Origin of the sequence: Micromonospora sp. NPDC002717 (assembly GCF_040295705.1) — a bacterium.
Taxonomy (GTDB): domain Bacteria; phylum Actinomycetota; class Actinomycetes; order Mycobacteriales; family Micromonosporaceae; genus Micromonospora.
The window spans coordinates 654,424-672,486 of record NZ_JBEOVW010000001.1 but is presented as its reverse complement, the minus strand read 5'-3'; the positions used below and the strand labels follow the sequence as shown (position 1 = coordinate 672,486).

General features: G+C 75.3%; 20 protein-coding genes. 13 read left to right on the top strand and 7 right to left on the bottom strand.

The window, feature by feature from the left end:
• Positions 1-74: 74 nt before the first annotated feature.
• The 6 genes from ABT006_RS03310 to ABT006_RS03285 all read left to right on the top strand — a co-directional run bounded on the left by ABT006_RS03310 (position 75) and on the right by ABT006_RS03285 (position 4,506).
• Positions 75-335: a hypothetical protein gene (locus ABT006_RS03310; protein WP_466022984.1), complete on the top strand. Its 261-nt coding sequence runs from the start codon at positions 75-77 to the stop codon at positions 333-335.
• A gap of 149 nt (positions 336-484) precedes the next feature.
• The gene (locus tag ABT006_RS03305; RefSeq protein ID WP_350702409.1) at positions 485-1,885 is read left to right on the top strand and encodes an MFS transporter; all 1,401 of its coding nucleotides are present in this window, start codon (positions 485-487) and stop codon (positions 1,883-1,885) included.
• A 149-nt stretch (positions 1,886-2,034) separates the two neighbouring features.
• The gene (locus tag ABT006_RS03300) at positions 2,035-2,676 is read left to right on the top strand and encodes a GAP family protein (protein WP_350702407.1); all 642 of its coding nucleotides are present in this window, start codon (positions 2,035-2,037) and stop codon (positions 2,674-2,676) included.
• A 139-nt stretch (positions 2,677-2,815) separates the two neighbouring features.
• Complete coding sequence (locus ABT006_RS03295) at positions 2,816-3,601, top strand: SDR family oxidoreductase (protein WP_350702405.1); 786 nt, start codon at positions 2,816-2,818, stop codon at positions 3,599-3,601.
• 37 nt (positions 3,602-3,638) lie between these two features.
• Positions 3,639-3,833 (top strand): hypothetical protein, encoded by a 195-nt coding sequence (locus ABT006_RS03290; RefSeq protein ID WP_350702403.1) that lies wholly within the window; start codon positions 3,639-3,641, stop codon positions 3,831-3,833.
• 124 nt (positions 3,834-3,957) lie between these two features.
• A complete protein-coding gene (locus ABT006_RS03285) occupies positions 3,958-4,506 on the top strand; it encodes a YbaK/EbsC family protein (RefSeq protein WP_350702718.1) in 549 nt (182 codons plus the stop codon).
• A gap of 61 nt (positions 4,507-4,567) precedes the next feature.
• On the opposite strand, the gene ABT006_RS03280 is transcribed toward ABT006_RS03285, so the two are convergent.
• From ABT006_RS03280 to ABT006_RS03265, 4 genes are all read right to left on the bottom strand, one after another.
• Positions 4,568-5,200: a DsbA family oxidoreductase gene (locus tag ABT006_RS03280; RefSeq protein WP_350702401.1), complete on the bottom strand. Its 633-nt coding sequence runs from the start codon at positions 5,198-5,200 to the stop codon at positions 4,568-4,570.
• Between the two features lie 20 nt (positions 5,201-5,220).
• On the bottom strand, positions 5,221-5,649 hold the full coding sequence (locus ABT006_RS03275) for a SufE family protein (RefSeq protein ID WP_350702399.1): 429 nt from the start codon (positions 5,647-5,649) through the stop codon (positions 5,221-5,223).
• 74 nt (positions 5,650-5,723) lie between these two features.
• Positions 5,724-6,149, bottom strand: coding sequence for a CBS domain-containing protein (locus ABT006_RS03270; protein ID WP_350702398.1), 426 nt, complete (start codon positions 6,147-6,149; stop codon positions 5,724-5,726).
• A gap of 56 nt (positions 6,150-6,205) precedes the next feature.
• Entirely contained in the window at positions 6,206-7,972 is a 1,767-nt protein-coding gene (locus ABT006_RS03265) for a proline--tRNA ligase (RefSeq protein ID WP_350702396.1), read from the bottom strand.
• 153 nt (positions 7,973-8,125) lie between these two features.
• Between ABT006_RS03265 and ABT006_RS03260 the strand changes: the two genes are divergently transcribed.
• The 5 genes from ABT006_RS03260 to ABT006_RS03240 all read left to right on the top strand — a co-directional run bounded on the left by ABT006_RS03260 (position 8,126) and on the right by ABT006_RS03240 (position 12,424).
• Positions 8,126-8,656: a SigE family RNA polymerase sigma factor gene (locus tag ABT006_RS03260; RefSeq protein ID WP_350702394.1), complete on the top strand. Its 531-nt coding sequence runs from the start codon at positions 8,126-8,128 to the stop codon at positions 8,654-8,656.
• The gene (locus ABT006_RS03255; protein WP_350702392.1) at positions 8,653-9,822 is read left to right on the top strand and encodes a TolB family protein; all 1,170 of its coding nucleotides are present in this window, start codon (positions 8,653-8,655) and stop codon (positions 9,820-9,822) included. Before ABT006_RS03260 ends, ABT006_RS03255 begins: the two co-directional genes overlap by 4 nt.
• Positions 9,823-10,212: 390 nt before the next feature.
• Positions 10,213-10,980, top strand: a complete 768-nt coding sequence (locus ABT006_RS03250) for an SGNH/GDSL hydrolase family protein (RefSeq protein WP_350702390.1) — start codon at positions 10,213-10,215, stop codon at positions 10,978-10,980.
• A 3-nt stretch (positions 10,981-10,983) separates the two neighbouring features.
• On the top strand, positions 10,984-11,430 hold the full coding sequence (locus tag ABT006_RS03245) for an imidazolonepropionase-like domain-containing protein (protein WP_350702388.1): 447 nt from the start codon (positions 10,984-10,986) through the stop codon (positions 11,428-11,430).
• A 91-nt stretch (positions 11,431-11,521) separates the two neighbouring features.
• The gene (locus tag ABT006_RS03240; RefSeq protein ID WP_350702386.1) at positions 11,522-12,424 is read left to right on the top strand and encodes a sulfurtransferase; all 903 of its coding nucleotides are present in this window, start codon (positions 11,522-11,524) and stop codon (positions 12,422-12,424) included.
• A 22-nt stretch (positions 12,425-12,446) separates the two neighbouring features.
• On the opposite strand, the gene ABT006_RS03235 is transcribed toward ABT006_RS03240, so the two are convergent.
• Both ABT006_RS03235 and ABT006_RS03230 read right to left on the bottom strand, forming a co-directional pair.
• Positions 12,447-13,676: a hypothetical protein gene (locus ABT006_RS03235; protein WP_350702384.1), complete on the bottom strand. Its 1,230-nt coding sequence runs from the start codon at positions 13,674-13,676 to the stop codon at positions 12,447-12,449.
• Entirely contained in the window at positions 13,673-14,203 is a 531-nt protein-coding gene (locus ABT006_RS03230; protein WP_350702382.1) for a SigE family RNA polymerase sigma factor, read from the bottom strand. Before ABT006_RS03230 ends, ABT006_RS03235 begins: the two co-directional genes overlap by 4 nt.
• A gap of 146 nt (positions 14,204-14,349) precedes the next feature.
• Here ABT006_RS03230 and ABT006_RS03225 point away from each other — a divergent pair, with 146 nt between their 5' ends.
• The gene (locus tag ABT006_RS03225) at positions 14,350-14,919 is read left to right on the top strand and encodes a VanZ family protein (protein ID WP_350702380.1); all 570 of its coding nucleotides are present in this window, start codon (positions 14,350-14,352) and stop codon (positions 14,917-14,919) included.
• Here ABT006_RS03225 and ABT006_RS03220 read toward each other — a convergent pair.
• Positions 14,810-16,156, bottom strand: a complete 1,347-nt coding sequence (locus ABT006_RS03220) for an MFS transporter (protein WP_350702378.1) — start codon at positions 16,154-16,156, stop codon at positions 14,810-14,812. The two genes, ABT006_RS03225 and ABT006_RS03220, sit on opposite strands and share 110 nt — an antisense overlap.
• 117 nt (positions 16,157-16,273) lie before the next feature.
• Here ABT006_RS03220 and ABT006_RS03215 point away from each other — a divergent pair, with 117 nt between their 5' ends.
• Positions 16,274-18,061 carry an HSP90 family protein gene (locus ABT006_RS03215; protein WP_350702376.1) on the top strand — a complete coding sequence of 596 codons (1,788 nt, stop codon included), beginning with the start codon at positions 16,274-16,276 and terminating at the stop codon, positions 18,059-18,061.
• Positions 18,062-18,063: the final 2 nt, after the last annotated feature.

Genomic DNA, 18,063 nt, shown 5'->3' with positions numbered 1-18,063 from the left:
CCCCACCGGCGGTGCATGGACGGCTGCGCCGGTGGAACCCCGGATCCACTGTCACCGTCATCGGGGAGGCCGGGATGAGCACACTGACGCGACCGCTCAGCGGGGCGCACGAGACGATCCGGGCGTTCACCCGGCGGGTGGATGTCCCGGGGCTCGGGGAGGTCGCCGTCCCGCCGCCGGACAAGCTCGCCTACTACGCGGGCCTCGGGGTGCTCGCCGCGCTCCAGGTCATCGAGTGGCCGCTGGCGCTGGTGATCACCGCCGGCCACCTGCTGGCCGACCAGCACCTGTCCGGGCTGGCGAAGGGGCTCGGGGAGGCGCTGGAGGCGGCCTGAGAGCCGGGTCACCCTTGACCTCAATACGGGTTGAGGTCCGAGGCTGATCCCATGCTGAACGAACCGCTCCGTTCCGAGGCGGGCTCGGCGGATCCCCGGGTCCGCGCCCGCCACCGGCCGCTCCGGCTGCCCCGCCCGGGAGGCCGGCGGTGACCGCCACGGCGGCTCCGCCCGTCCCGGTTCCGCCCGCGGCCGGCCTCTTCGCGCCCCGGCTGCGCGCGATGACGGTCGGCAGCGTCGCGCTGGTCTCGCTGCTCGCGTTCGAGGCGCTCGCGGTGGGCACCGCGATGCCGACCGTCGCCCGCAGCCTCGACGGGCTGGCCCTCTACGGGATCGCCTTCGGGGGTCCGTTCGCGGCCGGCGTGCTCGCGATGGTCGCCTCCGGCATCTGGTGCGACGCCCGGGGTCCCAGGGCGCCGATGTGGCACGGGCTCGTCTGGTTCGTGGTGGGGCTGGTCGTCGCCGGCAGTGCCACGGCCATGGGGGCCCTGGTGGCCGGCCGGATCGTGCAGGGGTTCGGTTCCGGCCTGCTCTCGGTGGCGCTCTACGTCATCGTCGGGCAGGCGTACCCGGAGACGCTGCACCGGCGGATCTTCGCGGCGTTCGCCGCCGCGTGGGTCGTACCGTCGCTGGTCGGGCCGGCGCTGGCCGGGCTGATCGTGGAGCACCTCGGCTGGCGGTGGGTCTTCCTGGCGGTGCCGGTGGTGGCGGTGCCGGCGGTGCTGCTGGTCCACCCCGGGCTGCGCGCGATCGGCGCGGCCACGACGACGACGGGACCGCCGGCCGGCGCGGCGGCCCGGATCGGCTGGGCCTGCGGGGCGGGGGTGAGCGCCGCGCTGCTGCACATCGGGGGCCAGCAGCGCGGCGCCACCGCCGCCGGCCTGGTGGCCCTGGCGCTGGTCGGTCTGCTGGTCTGCGCGCCGCGGCTGCTGCCGGCCGGGTTCCTGCGGGCCGGCCGGGGCCTGCCGACGGTGATCGGGCTGCGTGGGCTGGCCTCGGCGGCGTTCGTCGGCGCCGAGGTGGTGATCCCGCTGATGCTCTCCCGGGAGCGTGGGCTGTCGCCGACGGCGGCCGGCCTGGTCCTCACCACCGGCGCGCTCGCCTGGTCGGTGGGCTCCTGGGCGCAGGGGCGGATGCCCGCGCCGCGCTCCCGGGCCACCCTGCCGAGAGCGGGGCTGGCCTGCATCACGGCCGGCATCGCCGTGGTGACGATCGCCGTCGCGCCGGCGGTGCCGGTGTGGGTCGGAGTGCTCGGCTGGGCCGGCGCGGGGCTCGGCATGGGGCTGCTCTACCCCTCGCTGTCGGTGCTCACCCTGGAGCTGTCCGCCCCGGGCGAGCAGGGCCGCAACAGCTCGTCCCTGCAACTGGGCGACTCGCTCTTCGCGGCGACCGTGCTGGCGCTCACCGGCGCGGTGCTCGCCGCCGGCGCGGCCCCGGGACCGGGCAGCTACGCCGGCACGCTCGCGGTGGCGAGCGGGCTGGCCCTGGTGGGCGTCCTGCTCGCCGGCAGGGTGGTGCCCGGGGCGTCCGGAGTTCGCGCGTCCGGCTGAACCGCGTCCTGCTGACCGCGCATCCGGCCGGGCCCGGTGCCCGGCCGGATGCGCGGTGGGATGCGTCGGCTCCGGCTTGCCGCCGTCCGGGCCGGGGATGTGGCGTATCGGCCCGGGACGGACGGCGCGGCCGGGAGGATGGGCGGGCGATGAACTTCCTGACCGTCCTGCCGATGGCCGTGGTGATGGTCGCCGGGACCCAGCTGGTCGCGGCGGTCTTCCTCGCCTCGGCCGACCGGCCGCGTGCCGCCTCCCTGGGCTACCTGGCCGGCGCGGGACTCGTGGTCTCGGGCGGGGTGACGGCGAGCTGGCTGGTCACCCGGGCCGTGAAGGTCAACGTCGGGGCCGGTGGGGGCGGGCGTCGCGCGGTCGAGAGCCGGATCGACGTGGTGGTGCTGGCGCTGCTGGTCGTCCTGGCGGCGGCCGTCTTCCTGCGTCGGCACACCGCGGGCACGCCGAAGTGGATGGGTGGGCTCCAGCGGGCCGGCCCCGGCTACGCGCTGCGGCTCGGCGTGCTGCTCTTCCTGGCCATGCCGTCGGACGACCTCACGATGGTCACCGTGGGGGCGAGCGCCGCCCGGCACGACCTGCCCTGGTGGCACCTGCTGCCGTTCGTCCTGCTCACCCTCGCGCTGCTGGCCCTGCCCCTGCTGGCGCTGCTGCTGCTCGGGCACCGGGCCGCGACGGTGCTGCCCCGGATCCGGGACTGGACCCGGCAGCACTCCTGGGTGGTCAGCGAGATCGTGATCGGGTTCTTCGTGCTGATGACGGCGGCCGACCTGCTCCGGTGAGCGGGGCACGGCCGGTCACGCCGTGACGGTGGCCGATCTGTTCGGGTGAGCCGGCGCACAGCCGGTCACGCCCGTCGGGGTGGCGCCGTCAGCACCGTGGCCGCGCGGCGGGCGCGGGACGCCGGAGAAGGGGGAAACCATGCGGGTGCTGGTCACCGGGGCGGGCGGTCGGCTCGGGCGGGTGGTGCTGCCGCGGCTGCGCGACGAGGGCTGGAGCGTGCGGGCGACGAGCCGGCGGCCGCGTACCGATCCGTCGGTGGAGTGGGTGGTGGTCGACCTGGCCACCGGGGAAGGGCTGTCCGAGGCGGTGGTCGGCGTGGACGCCGTGCTGCACCTGGCCTCGTCGCCGAACCGGGGGCGGCAGACCCACCGGGTCGACGTGCTCGGCACCCGCCGGCTGGTCGTCGCCGCCGGTCGGGCGGGCGTACGGCACCTCGGCTACGTCTCGATCGTCGGGGTGGACCGGGTCCCGATCCCCTACTACCGGCACAAGCTCGCCGCCGAGCAGGTCGTGGCGGCCGGGCCGGTGCCCTGGACGGTGCTGCGGGCCACCCAGTTCCCCGAGTTCCTCGACGGCATGCTGCGCGGCGCGAGCCGGCTCGGCCCGGTGATCGGCGACCCGGCGGTGCTCGCCCAGCCGGTCGACCCCGGCGAGGTCGCGGGCCGGCTGGTCCAGCGGCTCACGGCCGGTCCGCTGCACGGCGTCGAGGAGTACGGCGGGCCGGAGGTGATCCGCTTCGACGAGGCGGTCCGGGCCTGGAACGCCGCCCGGCGGTCCCGCCGCCCGCTGCTGCCGGTGCGGATCCCGGGGAAGGTCGGCCGCGCCCTGCGTTCCGGCGGCCTGGTCACCGAGGCGACCCCGAAGGGTGCCCGGACCTGGGCCGATCACCTTGCCGACACGTACGGGGGAACCGGCGCAAGATGAACGGCCTGCGCGTTCACGTCCGGCCTACCGTGACGCCATGTTCGCCATGGTCGCCACCGTCATCCTCTACGTCGCCGGGTTCGTCTTCCTGTACGGCGTCATCCGACTCGCCATCCGCCACGCCCTTGAGGAGATGGAGGTGCGCCGGATCCAGGCCGAGCGGGCGGAGGAGTTGGCCGCCGCGCGGGACCGGACGCTGCTCCGCGAGAACGGCTTCCTCACCGGCAGTTGATCGACGTCCGACCGCCCGGTGACCGTTCGCCGGGCGGGCAGTCCCCGGGCCGGGTGACCGGTCCCCGGGACGGGCCGGGCTCCGGTGGGCGGGCGGGCGGAGCGGTGCGAGGATCGCAGGCGTGATGGGGACGCTGAAGACCGAACCCGCCCGCACCCGGCTCGACCTGCTCGCCCCGCCGGTCGCCGCCGCCATCGGGCAGTGGCCCGCCGACGCTCCGGTGGACGTCGACGACGTGCTGGTGGCGCCGATCGACGCCGAGCTGGCCGACACCGCCGCCTTCTGCGCCGCGTACGAGGTGGGGTTGGACGTGTCGGCCAACTGCGTGGTGGTGGCCGGCAAGCGCGAGGGGGTCGTCCGCTACGCGGCCTGCGTCGTGCTCGCCACCACCCGCGCCGACGTGAACGGGGTGGCCCGCCGGGCGCTCGACGTCCGCAAGGCCAGTTTCGCGCCGATGGCCGACGCGGTGGAGCTGACCGGCATGGAGTACGGCGGCATCACCCCGATCGGCCTGCCGGAGCAGTGGCCGATCCTGGTCGACTCCCGGGTGGTCGCCACGCCGCACGTGATCATCGGGTCCGGCGTACGGCACAGCAAGATCGCGCTGCCGGGGCCGGCGCTCGGCGCGCTGCCCGGCGCCCGCGTGGTGGAGGACCTGGCCCGGCCGGCCTAGCCGCTGACCGGCGTCGATACCGTTGCACGTGAAACATCGGCGTCCGGTCGGGCGGGTCGGTTCAGTCGGCGGACTCGCGGCGCTCCACCTCGGCCAGCGCGGCGAGCAGCGTCTCCGGTTCCTGGGCGCCGGTGATCGCGTACTTGCCGGCCAGGACGAAGGTCGGCACGCTGGTCACCCCGATCTGGCGGGCGGTGGCCAGCTCGGCGGAGACCTCGGCCACCCGCTCGTCGGAGTCGAGGAAGCGGCGCGCCTCCGCCGCGTCCAGGCCGACCTCGCCCGCGAGCGCGGCCAGCGCGTCCCGGGAGCCGACGTCGACCCCGTCGGTGAAGTGGGCGCGGTAGAGCGCGTCGACCGTCTCGGCGGCACGGCCGCGGTCGGTGGCCCAGGAGACCAGCCGGTGCGCGTCGAAGGTGTTCGCCGCGACGGCGCGGTCGAAGTCGAGCTTCAGCCCGGCGCCCGCCGCCACCTCGGTGACGTGTCCGAACATCTGCCGGGCGCGGTCCTGCCCGCCGAACTTGGCGGCCATCGCCTCGACCAGCGGGCGCGGCTCGGTCACCGGCGACGGGTCGAGCTGGTACGGCCGGTAGCGGACGGTCACCTCGCCGTCGTACGACTCCAGGGCCTGCTCCAGCCGACGCTTGCCGATGTAGCACCAGGGGCAGACCACGTCGGCGTAGATCTCGATCTCCATGCCGGTTGACAACCCCCAGGTCAGCCGATCTGTTCCCGGACCTGCCGCTTCAGCCGGGCCAGGATCGCCGTGCCGCCGCGCACCCGCAGCGGACTGATCGCCTGCGCCAGCCCCATCCGCTGGTAGAGGTCGTCGGGGACGGCGAGCACCTCGTCCGGGCTCGCCCCGGCCAGCCCCTCGGCGAGGATGCCGGCGAACGCCCGCGTGGTGGGCGCCTCGGGCGGGCAGTCGAAGAGGGTCTCCACCGTCTTCTCCGGCGTCACCCGGGCGCGCAGGAAGAACGCCGTCTGGCACTCCGGCACCTGCTCCATGCCCTCCCGGTCGGTGGAGCCGGCGGGCAGCGGCGGGACGACGTCGGCGTACTCCAGCAGCATCTCCAGCACCACGTCGCGGGGCGCGGTGGCGAACTCGTCGACGATCTCGGACAGCCGGGACGGCATGGCAGACATGTCTTCGAGGCTACCGCCGGTAGCGGAAGGACCCCGTCCGCTACCGGCGCGTGCGACGGGTCCTTCCGCGCACCTCACACGGTCGGGGCCTGCTCGCTGATCTCGCTCAGCGCCGATTGGGGGTCGAGCTGCATCGCGAGGTCGCCGAGGGAGACGATGCCGACCAGCTTGCGATCGGCGTCGCAGACCAGCACCCGCCGGATGCCCCGCTCCCGCATCAGGGCCGCCGCCTCGGCCGCGGTCGAGTGCTGCTCGATCATCACCACCTCCCGGGTGATGATCGAGCCGATCGTGGTGGCGGCCGGATCGCTGCGTTCGGCCACCGCCCGCACCACGATGTCCCGGTCGGTGAGCATGCCGGCGAGGGTGGCACCGTCGGTGACCACCACGTCGCCGATGTCCGCCTCCTTCATCACCCGGGCCGCCTCGTCCAGGGTGGTCTCGGCGGGCAGGTAGATGACCTGCTTCGTCATCACGTCGCTGACCCGGTAACCGGTCATGAGAGCCTCCAGAGAACTTCCGGCCGATCGGACTGCGGTACCCCGTGGCGCGCCCGCTACACGTCGCCGCGCTCCCGGTGCACCTCCGCGACGAGTCGCCCCGCCAGACCGTCCACCGGCAGTTCGACGCGCTTGCCGGAGGCCCGGTCGCGCAGCTCGACGTACCCCTCGGCGAGGCGGCGACCGACCACGACGGCGCGGGGGATGCCGACCAGCTCCGCGTCGGTGAACTTCACCCCGGCCGAGACGTGCGTCCGGTCGTCGACCAGCACCCGCAGGCCGGCGTCGGCGAGCCGCCCGCCGAGCTCCAGCGCCGCCTCCAGCTGCGGTCCCTTCCCGGCGGCGATCAGGTGTACGTCGCACGGCGCGACCGCCGCCGGCCAGACCAGTCCCCGCTCGTCGTGGTGCTGCTCGGCGATCGCGGCCACCGCCCGGGACACCCCGATGCCGTAGCAGCCCATGGTCGGCCGGACCGGCTTGCCGGCCGGGCCGAGCACGTCGACGGCGAAGACATCGGTGTAGCGGCGGCCGAGCTGGAAGATGTGCCCGATCTCGATGCCCCGCCGCATGGTCAGCTCACCGGTGCCGCAGGCCGGGCAGGGGTCGCCGGCCCGCACCTCGGCCGCCTCGATCGTGCCGTCCGGGACGAAGTCCCGGCCGCAGACCACCCCGGTCGCGTGCCGGCCCGGCTCGTTCGCGCCGGTCAGCCAGGCGGTGCCCGGCACCACCCGCGGGTCGACCAGGTAGCGGATGCCGAGCTTCGCCATCACCTGCGGGCCGATGTAGCCGCGGACCAGCTCCGGGTGGGCGTCCCAGCCGTCGAAGACGTCCACGGTGGCCGGTGCGACCGCCGCGCCGAGCCGCTTCAGGTCCACCTCGCGGTCGCCGGGCAGCCCCACCACCAGCAGCTCGGCCTCCTCCGCGCCGGGCCGGCGCAGGCGGAGCACCACGTTCTTCAGGGTGTCCGCGGCGGTCCAGTCGTCCCGGCCGCCCAGCCGGCGGGCGTTGGCCAACTCGACCAGGCTGGCGATGGTCGGGGTCTCGGGGGTGTCGTGCACCTGGGCCGCCGGCTGCGCGTCCGGGTCGCCGGCCGGCGGGGCGGGCGTGGTCACCGCCTCGGTGTTCGCGGCGTAGTCGCAGGCGGTGCAGCCGACGAAGGTGTCCTCGCCGACCGGCGTCGCCGCCAGGAACTCCTCCGACGCCGAACCGCCCATCGCCCCCGACGTCGCCCGCACGATCGTGTGCTCCAGCCCGAGCCGGTCGAAGATCCGCCGGTACGCGCCCCGGTGCCGGTCGTACGCCGCCGCCAGCCCCGCGTCGTCGAGGTCGAACGAGTAGGCGTCCTTCATCAGGAACTCGCGCCCGCGCAGCAGGCCGGCCCGGGGCCGGGCCTCGTCCCGGAACTTCGTCTGGATCTGGAAGAGCGTCACCGGGAAGTCCCGGTACGAGGTGAACAGGTCCTTGACCAGCAGCGCGGCCAGCTCCTCGTGGGTGGGCGCGAGCAGGTGCTCGGCACCGCGCCGGTCGGCGAAGGTGAAGATGTCGTCGCCGTACTCCGTCCACCGGCCGCTCGTGCGGTACGGCTCCGCCGGCAGCAGCGCCGGGAAGTGCACCTCCTGGTCGCCGATCGCCGTCATCTCCCGCCGGACCACCTCGGTGACCCGGTCCAGCACCAGCTTGCCCAGCGGCAGCCACGTGTAGCCGCCCGGTGCGGCGCGACGGATGTAGCCGGCCCGCAGCAGGAGCCGGTGGCTCGGCACCTCCGCGTCGGCCGGGTCCTCGCGCAGGGTCCGGAGCAGCAGGGTCGACATGCGTAGCAGCATTGGCGCAGCGTACGGCGGGCGTCGACGGGTCGGCGATCCGATTTGTCGCGAGCGAGGAAGATTTTCGCGGCCGGCGGCAACCCTGCCGGATCGGGGTGGCGTCTGGGATGGCGTCACGACCCTGCACCACCTGACCCCCAAGGATCGGCTCGTGTGGACCCTCTCCTGAGTGAGTTCGACTCGTTCGTGCGGACCCGTACCCCCGCGCTGCTGCGGTCGGCGTACCTGCTCACCGGCGACCAGCACCTCGCCGAGGACCTCGTCCAGTCGGCGTTGGCCCGGACCCACCGCTCGTGGAACCGGCTGCACCACAGCGGGAACGCCGAGGCGTACACCCGCAAGACCATGTACCACCTGCAGGTCTCCTGGTGGCGGCGCCGCCGGGTCGCCGAGTCGATGCCGGGCGAGATGCCCGAGCCGCGCGGAGGCGACTCGGCCCCCGACCACGCCCAGCAGACCACGCTCCGGCTCACCCTGCGGGCCGCGTTGCAGAAGCTCTCCGCCAAGCAGCGCGCCGTGCTGGTCCTGCGGTTCTTCGAGGACCGCACCGAGACCGAGGCCGCCGACCTGCTCGGCGTCACCGTCGGCACCGTGAAGAGCCAGACCTCCAAGGCCCTGGCCAAGCTGCGCACCGTCGCCCCGGAACTCGCCGAGCTGTACGTCCTGGAAGGAAGCGCCCGATGAACGACGACCGCCTCCGGCTCGACCTCGCCGACCTCGCCGACGAGGTCAGCCCGGTCGACCTGCGCGACCGGGCCCTGCGTACCTCCCGTCGGCTCGGCGTCCAGCGCGCCGTCGCCACCTCCGCCGCCGCCGTGGTGATGCTCGGCGCGGCCACGGGCACCGCGTTCGCGCTGATGCCCCGCGACGGCGGCCCGGCCCCCATGCCGGCCACCACCCCTTCGACCACCCTCGCCCCGAGCCCGAGCGCGGTGACGCCGACGACCACCGCCTCCCCGGAGGCCACGGTGACCTCCGAGCCGGCGGGGCCGGCCGCGACCATCGGCCGGGTCTTCTACGGCCCGAAGCCCGGTGGGCAGGGTGCGGACCCGGCACGCCTCTGGTCGTTCCGACCGGGCTCCGTTCCCGTCCGGCTCATCCCCGTTCCGAGAATCGCGGCGATCGGCAACGCGGTCGTCTCGCCGGACGGCGAGCGGGTGGCCTGGGTCGACGAGTCCTCGTATCTGCGGGTCGCCAACGTCGACGGCACGGGCGAGCGGACGTACCGCACCAGCCTGGTCGACCCGGACTGCTGGACGCCGTCCTGGGCGCCCGACTCGCAGCGGGTCACCGTGTCGCGGGTCGTCTCGGCCGAACCGAGCATGGTCACCGAGGTCGGGGTGGTCGAGGTGTCGACCGGGAAGTTCACCCGGATCGGCGACCTGCGGGGATGCCACCCGCTCTGGTCCGCCGACGGGAAGGTGCTCGCCTTCCCCGACGGGTCGACGGGGCGGGTCATGTTGACGGACGAGTCCGGGCGGAAGCAGCGGTCCATCCCGAACGTGGGCGGGAACGCCGACGACAGCTGTCTCGACGTCGCCAGCCTCTCCCCGGACGGCTCCCGGATCGCGTTGCGCCTGCGGGGGCCGGACGAGGACTCGGGCGACGTGGCGCGGGAACTCGACGTGAACGCGGTGCTCGACACGCGTACCGGCAGGAAGCTCGACCTGGAACTCGGCGGCCGGAAGCTGCTCCAGGCGTACTTCCAGGCGGACGGGACGCTGGTCGCCAGGGTCGGCGCGGGTGACCACAACGTGCTCGTGCTGCTCAACGGCGACGGCCGGAAGATCAGTGAGACGCCGGAGCCGACGTCCCTGAAGGGGCAGCAGATCCTGGGCGTCGCCGACTGAGCCGGATCTGCCCTGCCGAAAGCGGGCCATCCCTCCCCGGGGTGGCCCGCTTTCGCGTCGAAAAGTTCGCGGAATTTCTTCCGGCGACCGGCAACCCCGTCCGATCGAGGTGGCGTCTGGGATGGCGTCACCGCGCCTCCGGCGAGGTGAACAGCCGCCCGGAGCCGGCGGCGCTGGGCCGCCCGATCGGTCACCGCGCCTGAGGCACGGACGCGTGCGCCGGCCGGACCCGGCGCCCACCGTTCGCCGGGGCCGTCGCGACACGGGGCGCGACGGCCCCGGCGTGTCCGGTGGGACCTCCGCCACGTCGGGCGGTCGGCGCGGTGACGGGTCTGCCGGCCCGGTGACAGACTGGCCGGCGGTCGACCGGGGCGGCAGAGGGAGGCGCGGGTGCGCTGGCGCAGTTTCGTGGCGGTGGGAGACAGCTTCACCGAGGGCATGGACGACGCGTACCCGGACGGCACGTACCGGGGCTGGGCGGATCTCGTGGCCACCCGGCTGGCCGCCGAGGCCGGCCCCGACTTCCGGTACGCGAACCTGGCCATCCGGGGCCGGCTCTTCCCGAACGTGGTGGCCGAGCAGGTGCCGGCGGCGCTCGCGATGAAGCCCGACCTGATCAGCTTCGCCGCCGGCGGCAACGACGTGCTGCGCCGCACCTTCGACCCGGACGCGCTGGTGGCCCGCTTCGACGACGTGGTGCGGGGCCTGCGCTCCGGCGGCGCCGACGTGGTCCTCTTCCGGTTCGCCGACGTGATGGCCCGGTTGCCCGGTCAGCGGCTCGTCGCGCCCCGGGTGCAGCTGCTCAACCGGGCCGTCGGCGAGACGGCCGAGCGGCACGGCGCGATCCTGGTCGACCTGTACGCCGACGACACCTACCTCAACCCGATGTTGTGGAGCACCGACCGGCTGCACCTCTCGGCGGCCGGGCACCGGCGGGTCGCCGGGCAGGTGCTGACCGCGCTCGGCGTGGGCTGCGACGAGGAGTGGCTGATGGTGCCGCCGCACCCGGCGCCGACGCCCTGGCTGGCCGCCCGGGCCGCCGACCTGCGCTGGGCCGGGCAGCACCTGGCGCCGTGGATCAAGCGCCGGCTCACCGGCCGCTCGTCCGGCGACACGGTGACCGCGAAGCGGCCGTCGCTCGGCCCGGTCACGGACTGAGCCGTGCTCACCCTGCACACCGCGCCGCTGCTGCGGACCGCTCCCGACGCCCCGCCGACCGCCGGGGCCGCCGTCGCGGTCCGGGCCGACCGGATCGTCGCGGTCGGGCCGCTGGCCGAGCTGACCGGGACGTACGCCGGGGCCCGGGTCCGCCGGTGGCCGGGCACGCTCGGGCCGGGGCTGCTGCACGACGCCCCGCTGCCGGCCGCCGACACCCCGCGCGAGCGGGTGCACGCGCTGCTGCGTCGGGGAGTGACCGCGGTGCTGGCGGAACACGTGGCCGATCCCGCGCTGCGGGCCGCCGTGGACCGGGGCGACCTGCGGGCGCTGCCCGCGGCCGTGCCGCCGGCGCTGGTGCCGGGCGGTCGCGCGGACCTGGCCGTGTTCGACGCCGACGGCGCCTGCCTGGTGACCGTGGTCGCCGGTCGGATCGCCCACCGCCGCGCCTGACCGCACCCCGCATCGCTGCCCGCACCCGTCTCCGGCGACCCGGTTGCCGATGGCGGGCCGCCGGCCCGCGATCCGGCGTACCTTGGGGATCATGTCTGTGCCGAGCGATCCCGATCCCCGACTCCAGTCGTACGCGGACCCGCAGCGGCTCGTCACCACCGAGTGGCTGGCCGATCACCTGGGCGACGAGGGCCTCGTCGTCATCGAGTGCGACGAGGACGTGCTGCTCTACGACACCGGGCACATTCCGGGCGCCGTCAAGGTGGACTGGCACACCGAGCTGAACGACCAGGTGACCCGGGACTACCTCGACGCGAGGAGTTTCGCCGAGCTGTGCGCCGCCAAGGGCATCGGCCGGGACGACACGGTCGTCTTCTACGGCGACAACTTCAACTGGTGGGCCGCGTACGCCCTCTGGGTGTTCTCGCTCTTCGGCCACCCGGACGTGCGGCTGCTCGACGGCGGGCGGCAGAAGTGGGCCGCCGAGGGTCGGGAGCTGACCCGGGACAAGCCGTCCCGGCCGCGCGCCGACTACCCGGTGCCGCAGCGCAACGACGCGCCGCTGCGGGCGTACCGGGAGCAGGTGATGGCGCACGTCGCGGCGGGTCGCCCGCTGGTCGACGTCCGGTCGCCGGGCGAGTACACCGGCGAGATGCTGCACATGCCGGACTACCCGCAGGAGGGCGCGCTGCGCGGCGGGCACATCCCGGGCGCGGTGAACAAGCCGTGGAAGTCCGCCGCGAACGACGACGGCACGTTCAAGTCGCCCGACGAGCTGCGGGCGATCTACGCCGACCAGCTCGGGCTCGCCCCGGACGACGACATCGTGGCCTACTGCCGGATCGGCGAGCGGTCGAGCCACACCTGGTTCGTGCTGCGGCACCTGCTGGGCTACCCGCAGGTGCGCAACTACGACGGCTCGTGGACCGAGTGGGGCAACCTGGTCCGGGCCCCCGTCGTGAAGGGCGACCAGCCCGGCGGCCTGCCGAGCTGACGCGCCGGCCGGTCCGGCGGGCTCAGCCGGCGGTGAGGGAGACCGCGCCGTACAGGTTCCGCGTCACGCCGGTGATCTCGACGGTGTCCGGCCGCCAGCGCAGCAGCCCGCCGGGGTTGTGCCGGAGCAGCACCGATCCGTCGCGGTCCCAGCCGAGCACCTCGCAGCAGCCCTTCCAGACGTCCCGGCCCAGGACCAGCAGGTGGGTCACCACGCCGGTCCGGGCGTTCAGCACCGCGACCCCCTCCAGCGAGCCCGTGTTGCCGATGGTGATCCAGGCGGCCCGGGCCACCAGGTCGCCGCGCTGCCAGCCGCGCCCGTAGAACTCCTCGACCAGGTTGCCGGGGGGCAGCGCGCGGAAGTCGACCGGGCCGCTGCCCCGGTGCGTGCCGCTGCCCGGGGGCGTGCCGTCGCCCCACTCGATCCGCGTCAGGCTCGGCGGCGTACCGCCCAGCTCGAGCAGGACGTTCGGCCGGTCGCCCCGACCGGGGTCGGCCGGGTCGCGCAGGTCCGGGGCGGCCGGGTCGGGCGTCACCACGTTCCAGGGCGACACCGGCAGCTTCCGGGCGGCGCCGGTGCGCGGGTCCACCTCGTACGTCGTGGCGTCGTCGCCGACGAGCAGCCGGTCGCCGGACCAGAGGACGTGCTCCAGGTAGCCCTTGAGCGGGAACCGGCGGACCGCCGCGGTGGTCAGGTCGACCACGATCACCTCGTCGGTCTGGGCGAAGGCGGCCGTCCGCCCGTCCCGGGAGAGGCTGCCGGTCTTCAGCGGCACCGCCTCGTTGCCCTCGGCGTCGCGGGTCCGGGCCGGGGTGACGACGTCGAGGTCGCGGACGATGCCGTCGTCGCCGAGCACCCGGATCCGCCCCTCGGCGCCGGTCTGCGGGTCGATCGGCTGGTGCAGCGCCAGCGCCCGACGGACCGGCTTGGCCGAGAGCGTCGCGCCGACCGGGTCGCCGAGCCGGCCCAGCGGGTCACCGGGATAGGCCAGCTCGGCCGGGGGCGTCTGCACGGGCGCGGGGTGCCGGGTCGGGCTCGGTGTCGCGCTGGCGGCCGGTGGCGGCGGGTCGGCGGGACGCAGCGCGATCGCCGTACCGCCGGCGAGCAGCGCGACCGCGAGCGCACCGGCACCGGCGGCGCGGCGGGTGCGCCGGACCCGCCGGGCCCGTTCCCAGCCCGCCGTCGCCGGCTGTGCCGGCCGGACGTCCTCGGCGGCCAGGGTCAGCAGTCGGGTCAGTTCCTCTTCCTTCACGACTTCACCTCCATCCCGCTCGCCAGGCCGTCGTCGCGGCCCAGTTCCGGCGCGACCTCGCGGAGCCGGCGCAGCGCCGCGTGGCACTGGCTCTTCACGGTGCCGACGGTGACGCCGAGGGCCTCGGCGGTGGCCGCCTCGGTGAGGTCCTCGAAGTAGCGCAGCACCAGCACCGCCCGCTGCCGGGGCGGCAGGTGGTCGAGCGCGTCGCGCAGGGCGAGCCGCAGCGCCCCGTCGCCCTCCTGCGCCGCCCGTTCCGGCGGGTACGCGCTCAGCCACTCCCGTCGGCGGCGCCGCCACCAGGAGACGGCGTCGCGGTAGAGGATGGCCCGCACGTACGCGGCCGGGTCGCCGTGCCGCACGGTGGGCCAGCGCAGGGCGAGCTTGAGCAGCGCGTCCTGGAGCAGGTCCTCGGCCTGGTGCCGGTTGCCGCAGACCAGGTAGGCCGCGCGTAGCAGCCGGTGCTGGTGGCACTCGACGAAGGTGACGTAGCCGTCCCGTCCGTCGTCGGTCGTCGCCGGTCCCATCCGCCCTCCCTCCGGCCGGCCGTCGCGCGAGGCGTCACCTGGCAGACGCACGGGCCCCCGGAAAAGGTTGGGCGCCCCCGGCACCAGGTTCCGATGCGCCCCTCCGGCCGCACCACCGGGAGCGGAGGCCCGGCTAGTCTGCGTCGATGGCACAGGTGTGGCGGGACTGGGGCGGCGTCCTGCTCGCCGTGCTCGCCGGGCTACCCCTGCCGGTCCTGGCCACCGCCGTGCTCGCCCGCCGCCGGCGGGACGCCGCGACCGCGCGGGAGGCGTGGCGGCGCAGCGTCGCCGAGGTGGGCGCGGTGGCCGGCACCCTGCCCTGGGTGTGGATGATCCTCACCCCGCGCGACGCGCCCCGCCAGGTCGACGCGGTGCCGCTGCGGGACCTGGTCGACCTGCTGACCGGGCCGCCGGCGACCGCCGTGGTCCAGGTGGTCGGCAACCTGCTGGTCTTCGCCGCCCTGGGCTTCTTCGCCCCGGTACGGCTGGCCGTGCTGGCCGGCGTCGGCCGGCTGTTCCTGCTCGGCGCGGCCGGCTCCGTGCTGGTCGAGTCGGTGCAGTACGCGCTCGACCTCGGCCGGGTCTCCTCGGTCGACGACGTGCTGCTCAATGCGACGGGTGCCGCCCTGGCCGGCCTGCTGTCGCGGCGGTGGTGGGCGGGGCGGCGGCCGGCACCGGCGCGGCCGGTCGCAGCACCCGCCACGCCGCGAGGGTGACCAGCACGAAGACCCCGGCCACCGCCGCCGCCACCGGCCCGACCCCGTACGCCGCCCCGGCCAGCCCGGCGAGCGCCGCCCCGACCGGTGCGGTGAGCAGGCCGACCATCCGCTGGGCGGAACCCACCCGGCCGAGCAGGTGGGCCGGCACGTGACCCTGCCCGTACGCGGCCCACAGGCTGTTCCACACCGTGGTGCCGGCCGCGAAGACGGCCAGCGCCAGCCCGCCGGGCAGCGGGTGCCGGGCCAGCGCGAGCCCGGTCAGCGCGACGGCCTGGGCGGCGAGCACGGCGCGGAGCGCGGGCACCGTGCCGAGTCGGGCGGCCAGCCTGCCCGCCCCCAGCCCCCCGGCGAGCCCGCCGAGGACAGCCGCCGCGGCGAACAGCCCGTACCCGGCGGGCGGCACCCGCAGCACGTCGAGCGCGTAGAGCACCAGCACCGCCAGCAACCCGCTGATCGCCAGGTTGCTCCCGGCGGTCAGCACGGTGATCCGCCACAGCAGCACATCCCCGCGCACCCACCGCACACCCTCGAAGACCTCCCGCCACACCGCCCCCTTCCCCCCGCCGCGCCCCCGCCCCCGCCCGCTCTCCGCGATCTTGCGGTTGTGGTCGTCGCTCTGCGGTGCGCTGGCGGGTCTGTCCGAAGACCGCGGAGAGTGGGGGCGGGTCGGGCGCAGGGCGAGGGTGAGGAGGGCGGCGGCGGCGAAGGTGAGGGCGTCGAGGGCGAACGGCAGGGGCGCGGCGAGGGCGAAGAGCACGCCGGCGGCGGGGGCGCCGAGGAAGCCCCCGGCCACCGCCGTGCCGGCCTGGAGGCGGCCGTTGGCGTGGGACAGGGCGGCCGGCGGCACGACCGACGGCAGCATCGCGAACGCGGCCGCGTCGAACAGGGTGCCGAGCGCGGCGAGCAGGAACGCCGCCGCCACCAGCGCCGCGACGCCGGCCCGGTCGAGGGCGACCGCGACCGCCAGCCCGCCCACCACGACGGCGCGCAGCCCGTCCACCGCCGCCATCGTGCGGCGGCGGTCCCAGCGGTCCGCGTACACGCCGCCGAGCAGGCCGAACAGCAGCGGCGGGAGCTGCCCGGCCACGGTCACCGCCGCGATCACCCGGGGATCGCGGGTCAGCGTCGCGGCCAGCAGCGCCAGTGCCGGCGTACGCAGGGCGTCGCCGAGGCGCGAGGACACGGCGGCGGACCAGAGCAGCCGGTAGTCGCGGCCGAGCGGGGATGCGGTCATGACGGCGAGCCTCGGGGGTCGACCGGGTCGAGGGTCAAGCCGCCGGGAAAGGGGGACGCGCGTGTCGGTGATCATCGGTACGGTGGGCGCCGGCATCGGACCGGGGAGCACTCCAGCGTGGACCACACCTTCCAGGTCGACCTCCGTGGCGTGGTCGACCTGCTCAGTCACCACCTCTACGGCAGCCCGCGGGTGTACGTCCGCGAGCTGCTGCAGAACGCCGTCGACGCGATCACCGCGCGTCGCGCGACCGACCCCGACGCGCCCGCGTTGGTGCGCGTCGAGCCTCCGGAGCTGACCGGCGACGGCACGCTGCGGGTGCACGACACCGGCATCGGCCTCACCGAGGCGCAGGTGCACGAGCTGCTCGCCACCATCGGCCGCAGCTCCAAGCGCGACGAGCTGGGCTTCTCCCGGCACGAGTTCCTCGGCCAGTTCGGCATCGGCCTGCTCTCCTGCTTCCTGGTGGCCGACGAGATCCGGGTGGTCACCCGGCACGGCGACCACCCGACGGTGCACTGGACGGGTCACTCCGACGGCCGGTACGCCGTCGAGCTGGCCCCGCCCGGCGCCGGGCGGGCCGAGCCGGGCACCACGGTGACGCTGGTGCCGCGCCGCGATGCCGACCAGTGGTTCGGCACCCCGACGGTGGTCGACCTGGCCCGGCTCTTCGGCTCGCTGCTGCCGGTCACCGTCCGGGTCGGCGACGTGGTGACCACCGGCGGCCCGCCGCCCTGGCCGGCCACCCCGGGCGCGCCGGTCGACCGGGCCGCGCTGGTCCGCCACGCCCGGGAGACGCTCGGCTTCGACCCCTTCGACGTGCTGCCGCTGTCGGTGCCGGAGGCCGGCCTGACCGGGGCGGCCTTCATCCTGCCGAACCCGGTGAACCCGGCGTCCCGGGCCGGTCACAAGGTCTACCTCAAGCGGATGCTGCTCACCGAGCACGCCGACGGGCTGCTGCCGGACTGGGCCTTCTTCGCGCACTGCGTGGTGGACGCCAGCGAGCTGCGGCCGACGGCCAGCCGGGAGGCGCTCTACGAGGACGGCCTGCTCGCGGCGACCCGCGAGGCCCTCGGCGACCAGGTGCGCGGGTGGCTGGTCCGGCTCGCCAAGCACGACCCGCGGCGGCTCGCCGAGTTCCTCCAGGTGCACCACCTCGGGGTGAAGGCGCTCGCCCTGCACGACGACGAGATGCTCCGCCTGGTCGACCAGTGGTGGCCGATGGACACCAACGTCGGCACGCTCACCCTGGCCGAGTTCCGGCAGCGGCACGGGGTGGTCCGCTACGCGGCCAGCCTGGACGAGTTCCGTCAGCTCGCCGCCGTCGCCGCCGCGCAGGACCTGGCGGTGGTGAACGCCGGATACACCTACGACACGGAGCTGATCGAGCGGCTGCCCACGGTGGACCGTTCCGTGCTGATCGAGCGGCTGGAGCCCAGCGACCTGACCACCCGCTTCGACAGCCTCGACCCGCAGGTCGAGATGGCCCTGCGGCCGTTCCTCACCGGCGCCCAGCGGGCCCTGGAACGGCTCGGCTGCGAGGTGGTGGTCCGGGCGTACGACCCGGTCTCGCTGCCGGCGCTCTACCTGGTGAGCCGGTCGGCGGCGTTCAACGACCAGCTCGCGGCGACCCGGGACCGGGCCGACGAGCTGTGGGGCGGGGTGCTCGACGCGCTCGCCGCCTCCGCGCCGCCGGACCGGCCACAACTGGTGCTCAACCACCGCAACCCGTTGGTCCGCCGGGTCACCACGTTGACCGACCCGGAGCTGGCCGGGCTCGCCGTGGAGGCGCTCTACGGGCAGGCGCTGCTGCTCGGGCACCATCCGATCCGCGCGGCCGACGCCGCGCTGCTGAACAGTTCCTTCCTCGGCCTGCTCGGCCGGGCCGTGCCGGGACAGGAGTGAGT

What these genes read in the sequence shown, in the direction of transcription:
- ABT006_RS03255 (WP_350702392.1), top strand. Translation starts at nt 8,653, where the DNA reads ATGAACGACGACCGCCTCCGGCTCGACCTCGCCGACCTCGCCGACGAG.
- ABT006_RS03240 (WP_350702386.1), top strand. Translation starts at nt 11,522, where the DNA reads ATGTCTGTGCCGAGCGATCCCGATCCCCGACTCCAGTCGTACGCGGAC.
- ABT006_RS03230 (WP_350702382.1), bottom strand. Translation starts at nt 14,203, where the DNA reads ATGGGACCGGCGACGACCGACGACGGACGGGACGGCTACGTCACCTTC.
- ABT006_RS03280 (WP_350702401.1), bottom strand. Translation starts at nt 5,200, where the DNA reads ATGGAGATCGAGATCTACGCCGACGTGGTCTGCCCCTGGTGCTACATC.
- ABT006_RS03220 (WP_350702378.1), bottom strand. Translation starts at nt 16,156, where the DNA reads ATGACCGCATCCCCGCTCGGCCGCGACTACCGGCTGCTCTGGTCCGCC.
- ABT006_RS03225 (WP_350702380.1), top strand. Translation starts at nt 14,350, where the DNA reads ATGGCACAGGTGTGGCGGGACTGGGGCGGCGTCCTGCTCGCCGTGCTC.
- ABT006_RS03270 (WP_350702398.1), bottom strand. Translation starts at nt 6,149, where the DNA reads ATGACCGGTTACCGGGTCAGCGACGTGATGACGAAGCAGGTCATCTAC.
- ABT006_RS03275 (WP_350702399.1), bottom strand. Translation starts at nt 5,649, where the DNA reads ATGTCTGCCATGCCGTCCCGGCTGTCCGAGATCGTCGACGAGTTCGCC.
- ABT006_RS03295 (WP_350702405.1), top strand. Translation starts at nt 2,816, where the DNA reads ATGCGGGTGCTGGTCACCGGGGCGGGCGGTCGGCTCGGGCGGGTGGTG.
- ABT006_RS03265 (WP_350702396.1), bottom strand. Translation starts at nt 7,972, where the DNA reads ATGCTGCTACGCATGTCGACCCTGCTGCTCCGGACCCTGCGCGAGGAC.
- ABT006_RS03285 (WP_350702718.1), top strand. Translation starts at nt 3,958, where the DNA reads ATGGGGACGCTGAAGACCGAACCCGCCCGCACCCGGCTCGACCTGCTC.
- ABT006_RS03290 (WP_350702403.1), top strand. Translation starts at nt 3,639, where the DNA reads ATGTTCGCCATGGTCGCCACCGTCATCCTCTACGTCGCCGGGTTCGTC.
- ABT006_RS03300 (WP_350702407.1), top strand. Translation starts at nt 2,035, where the DNA reads ATGAACTTCCTGACCGTCCTGCCGATGGCCGTGGTGATGGTCGCCGGG.
- ABT006_RS03310 (WP_466022984.1), top strand. Translation starts at nt 75, where the DNA reads ATGAGCACACTGACGCGACCGCTCAGCGGGGCGCACGAGACGATCCGG.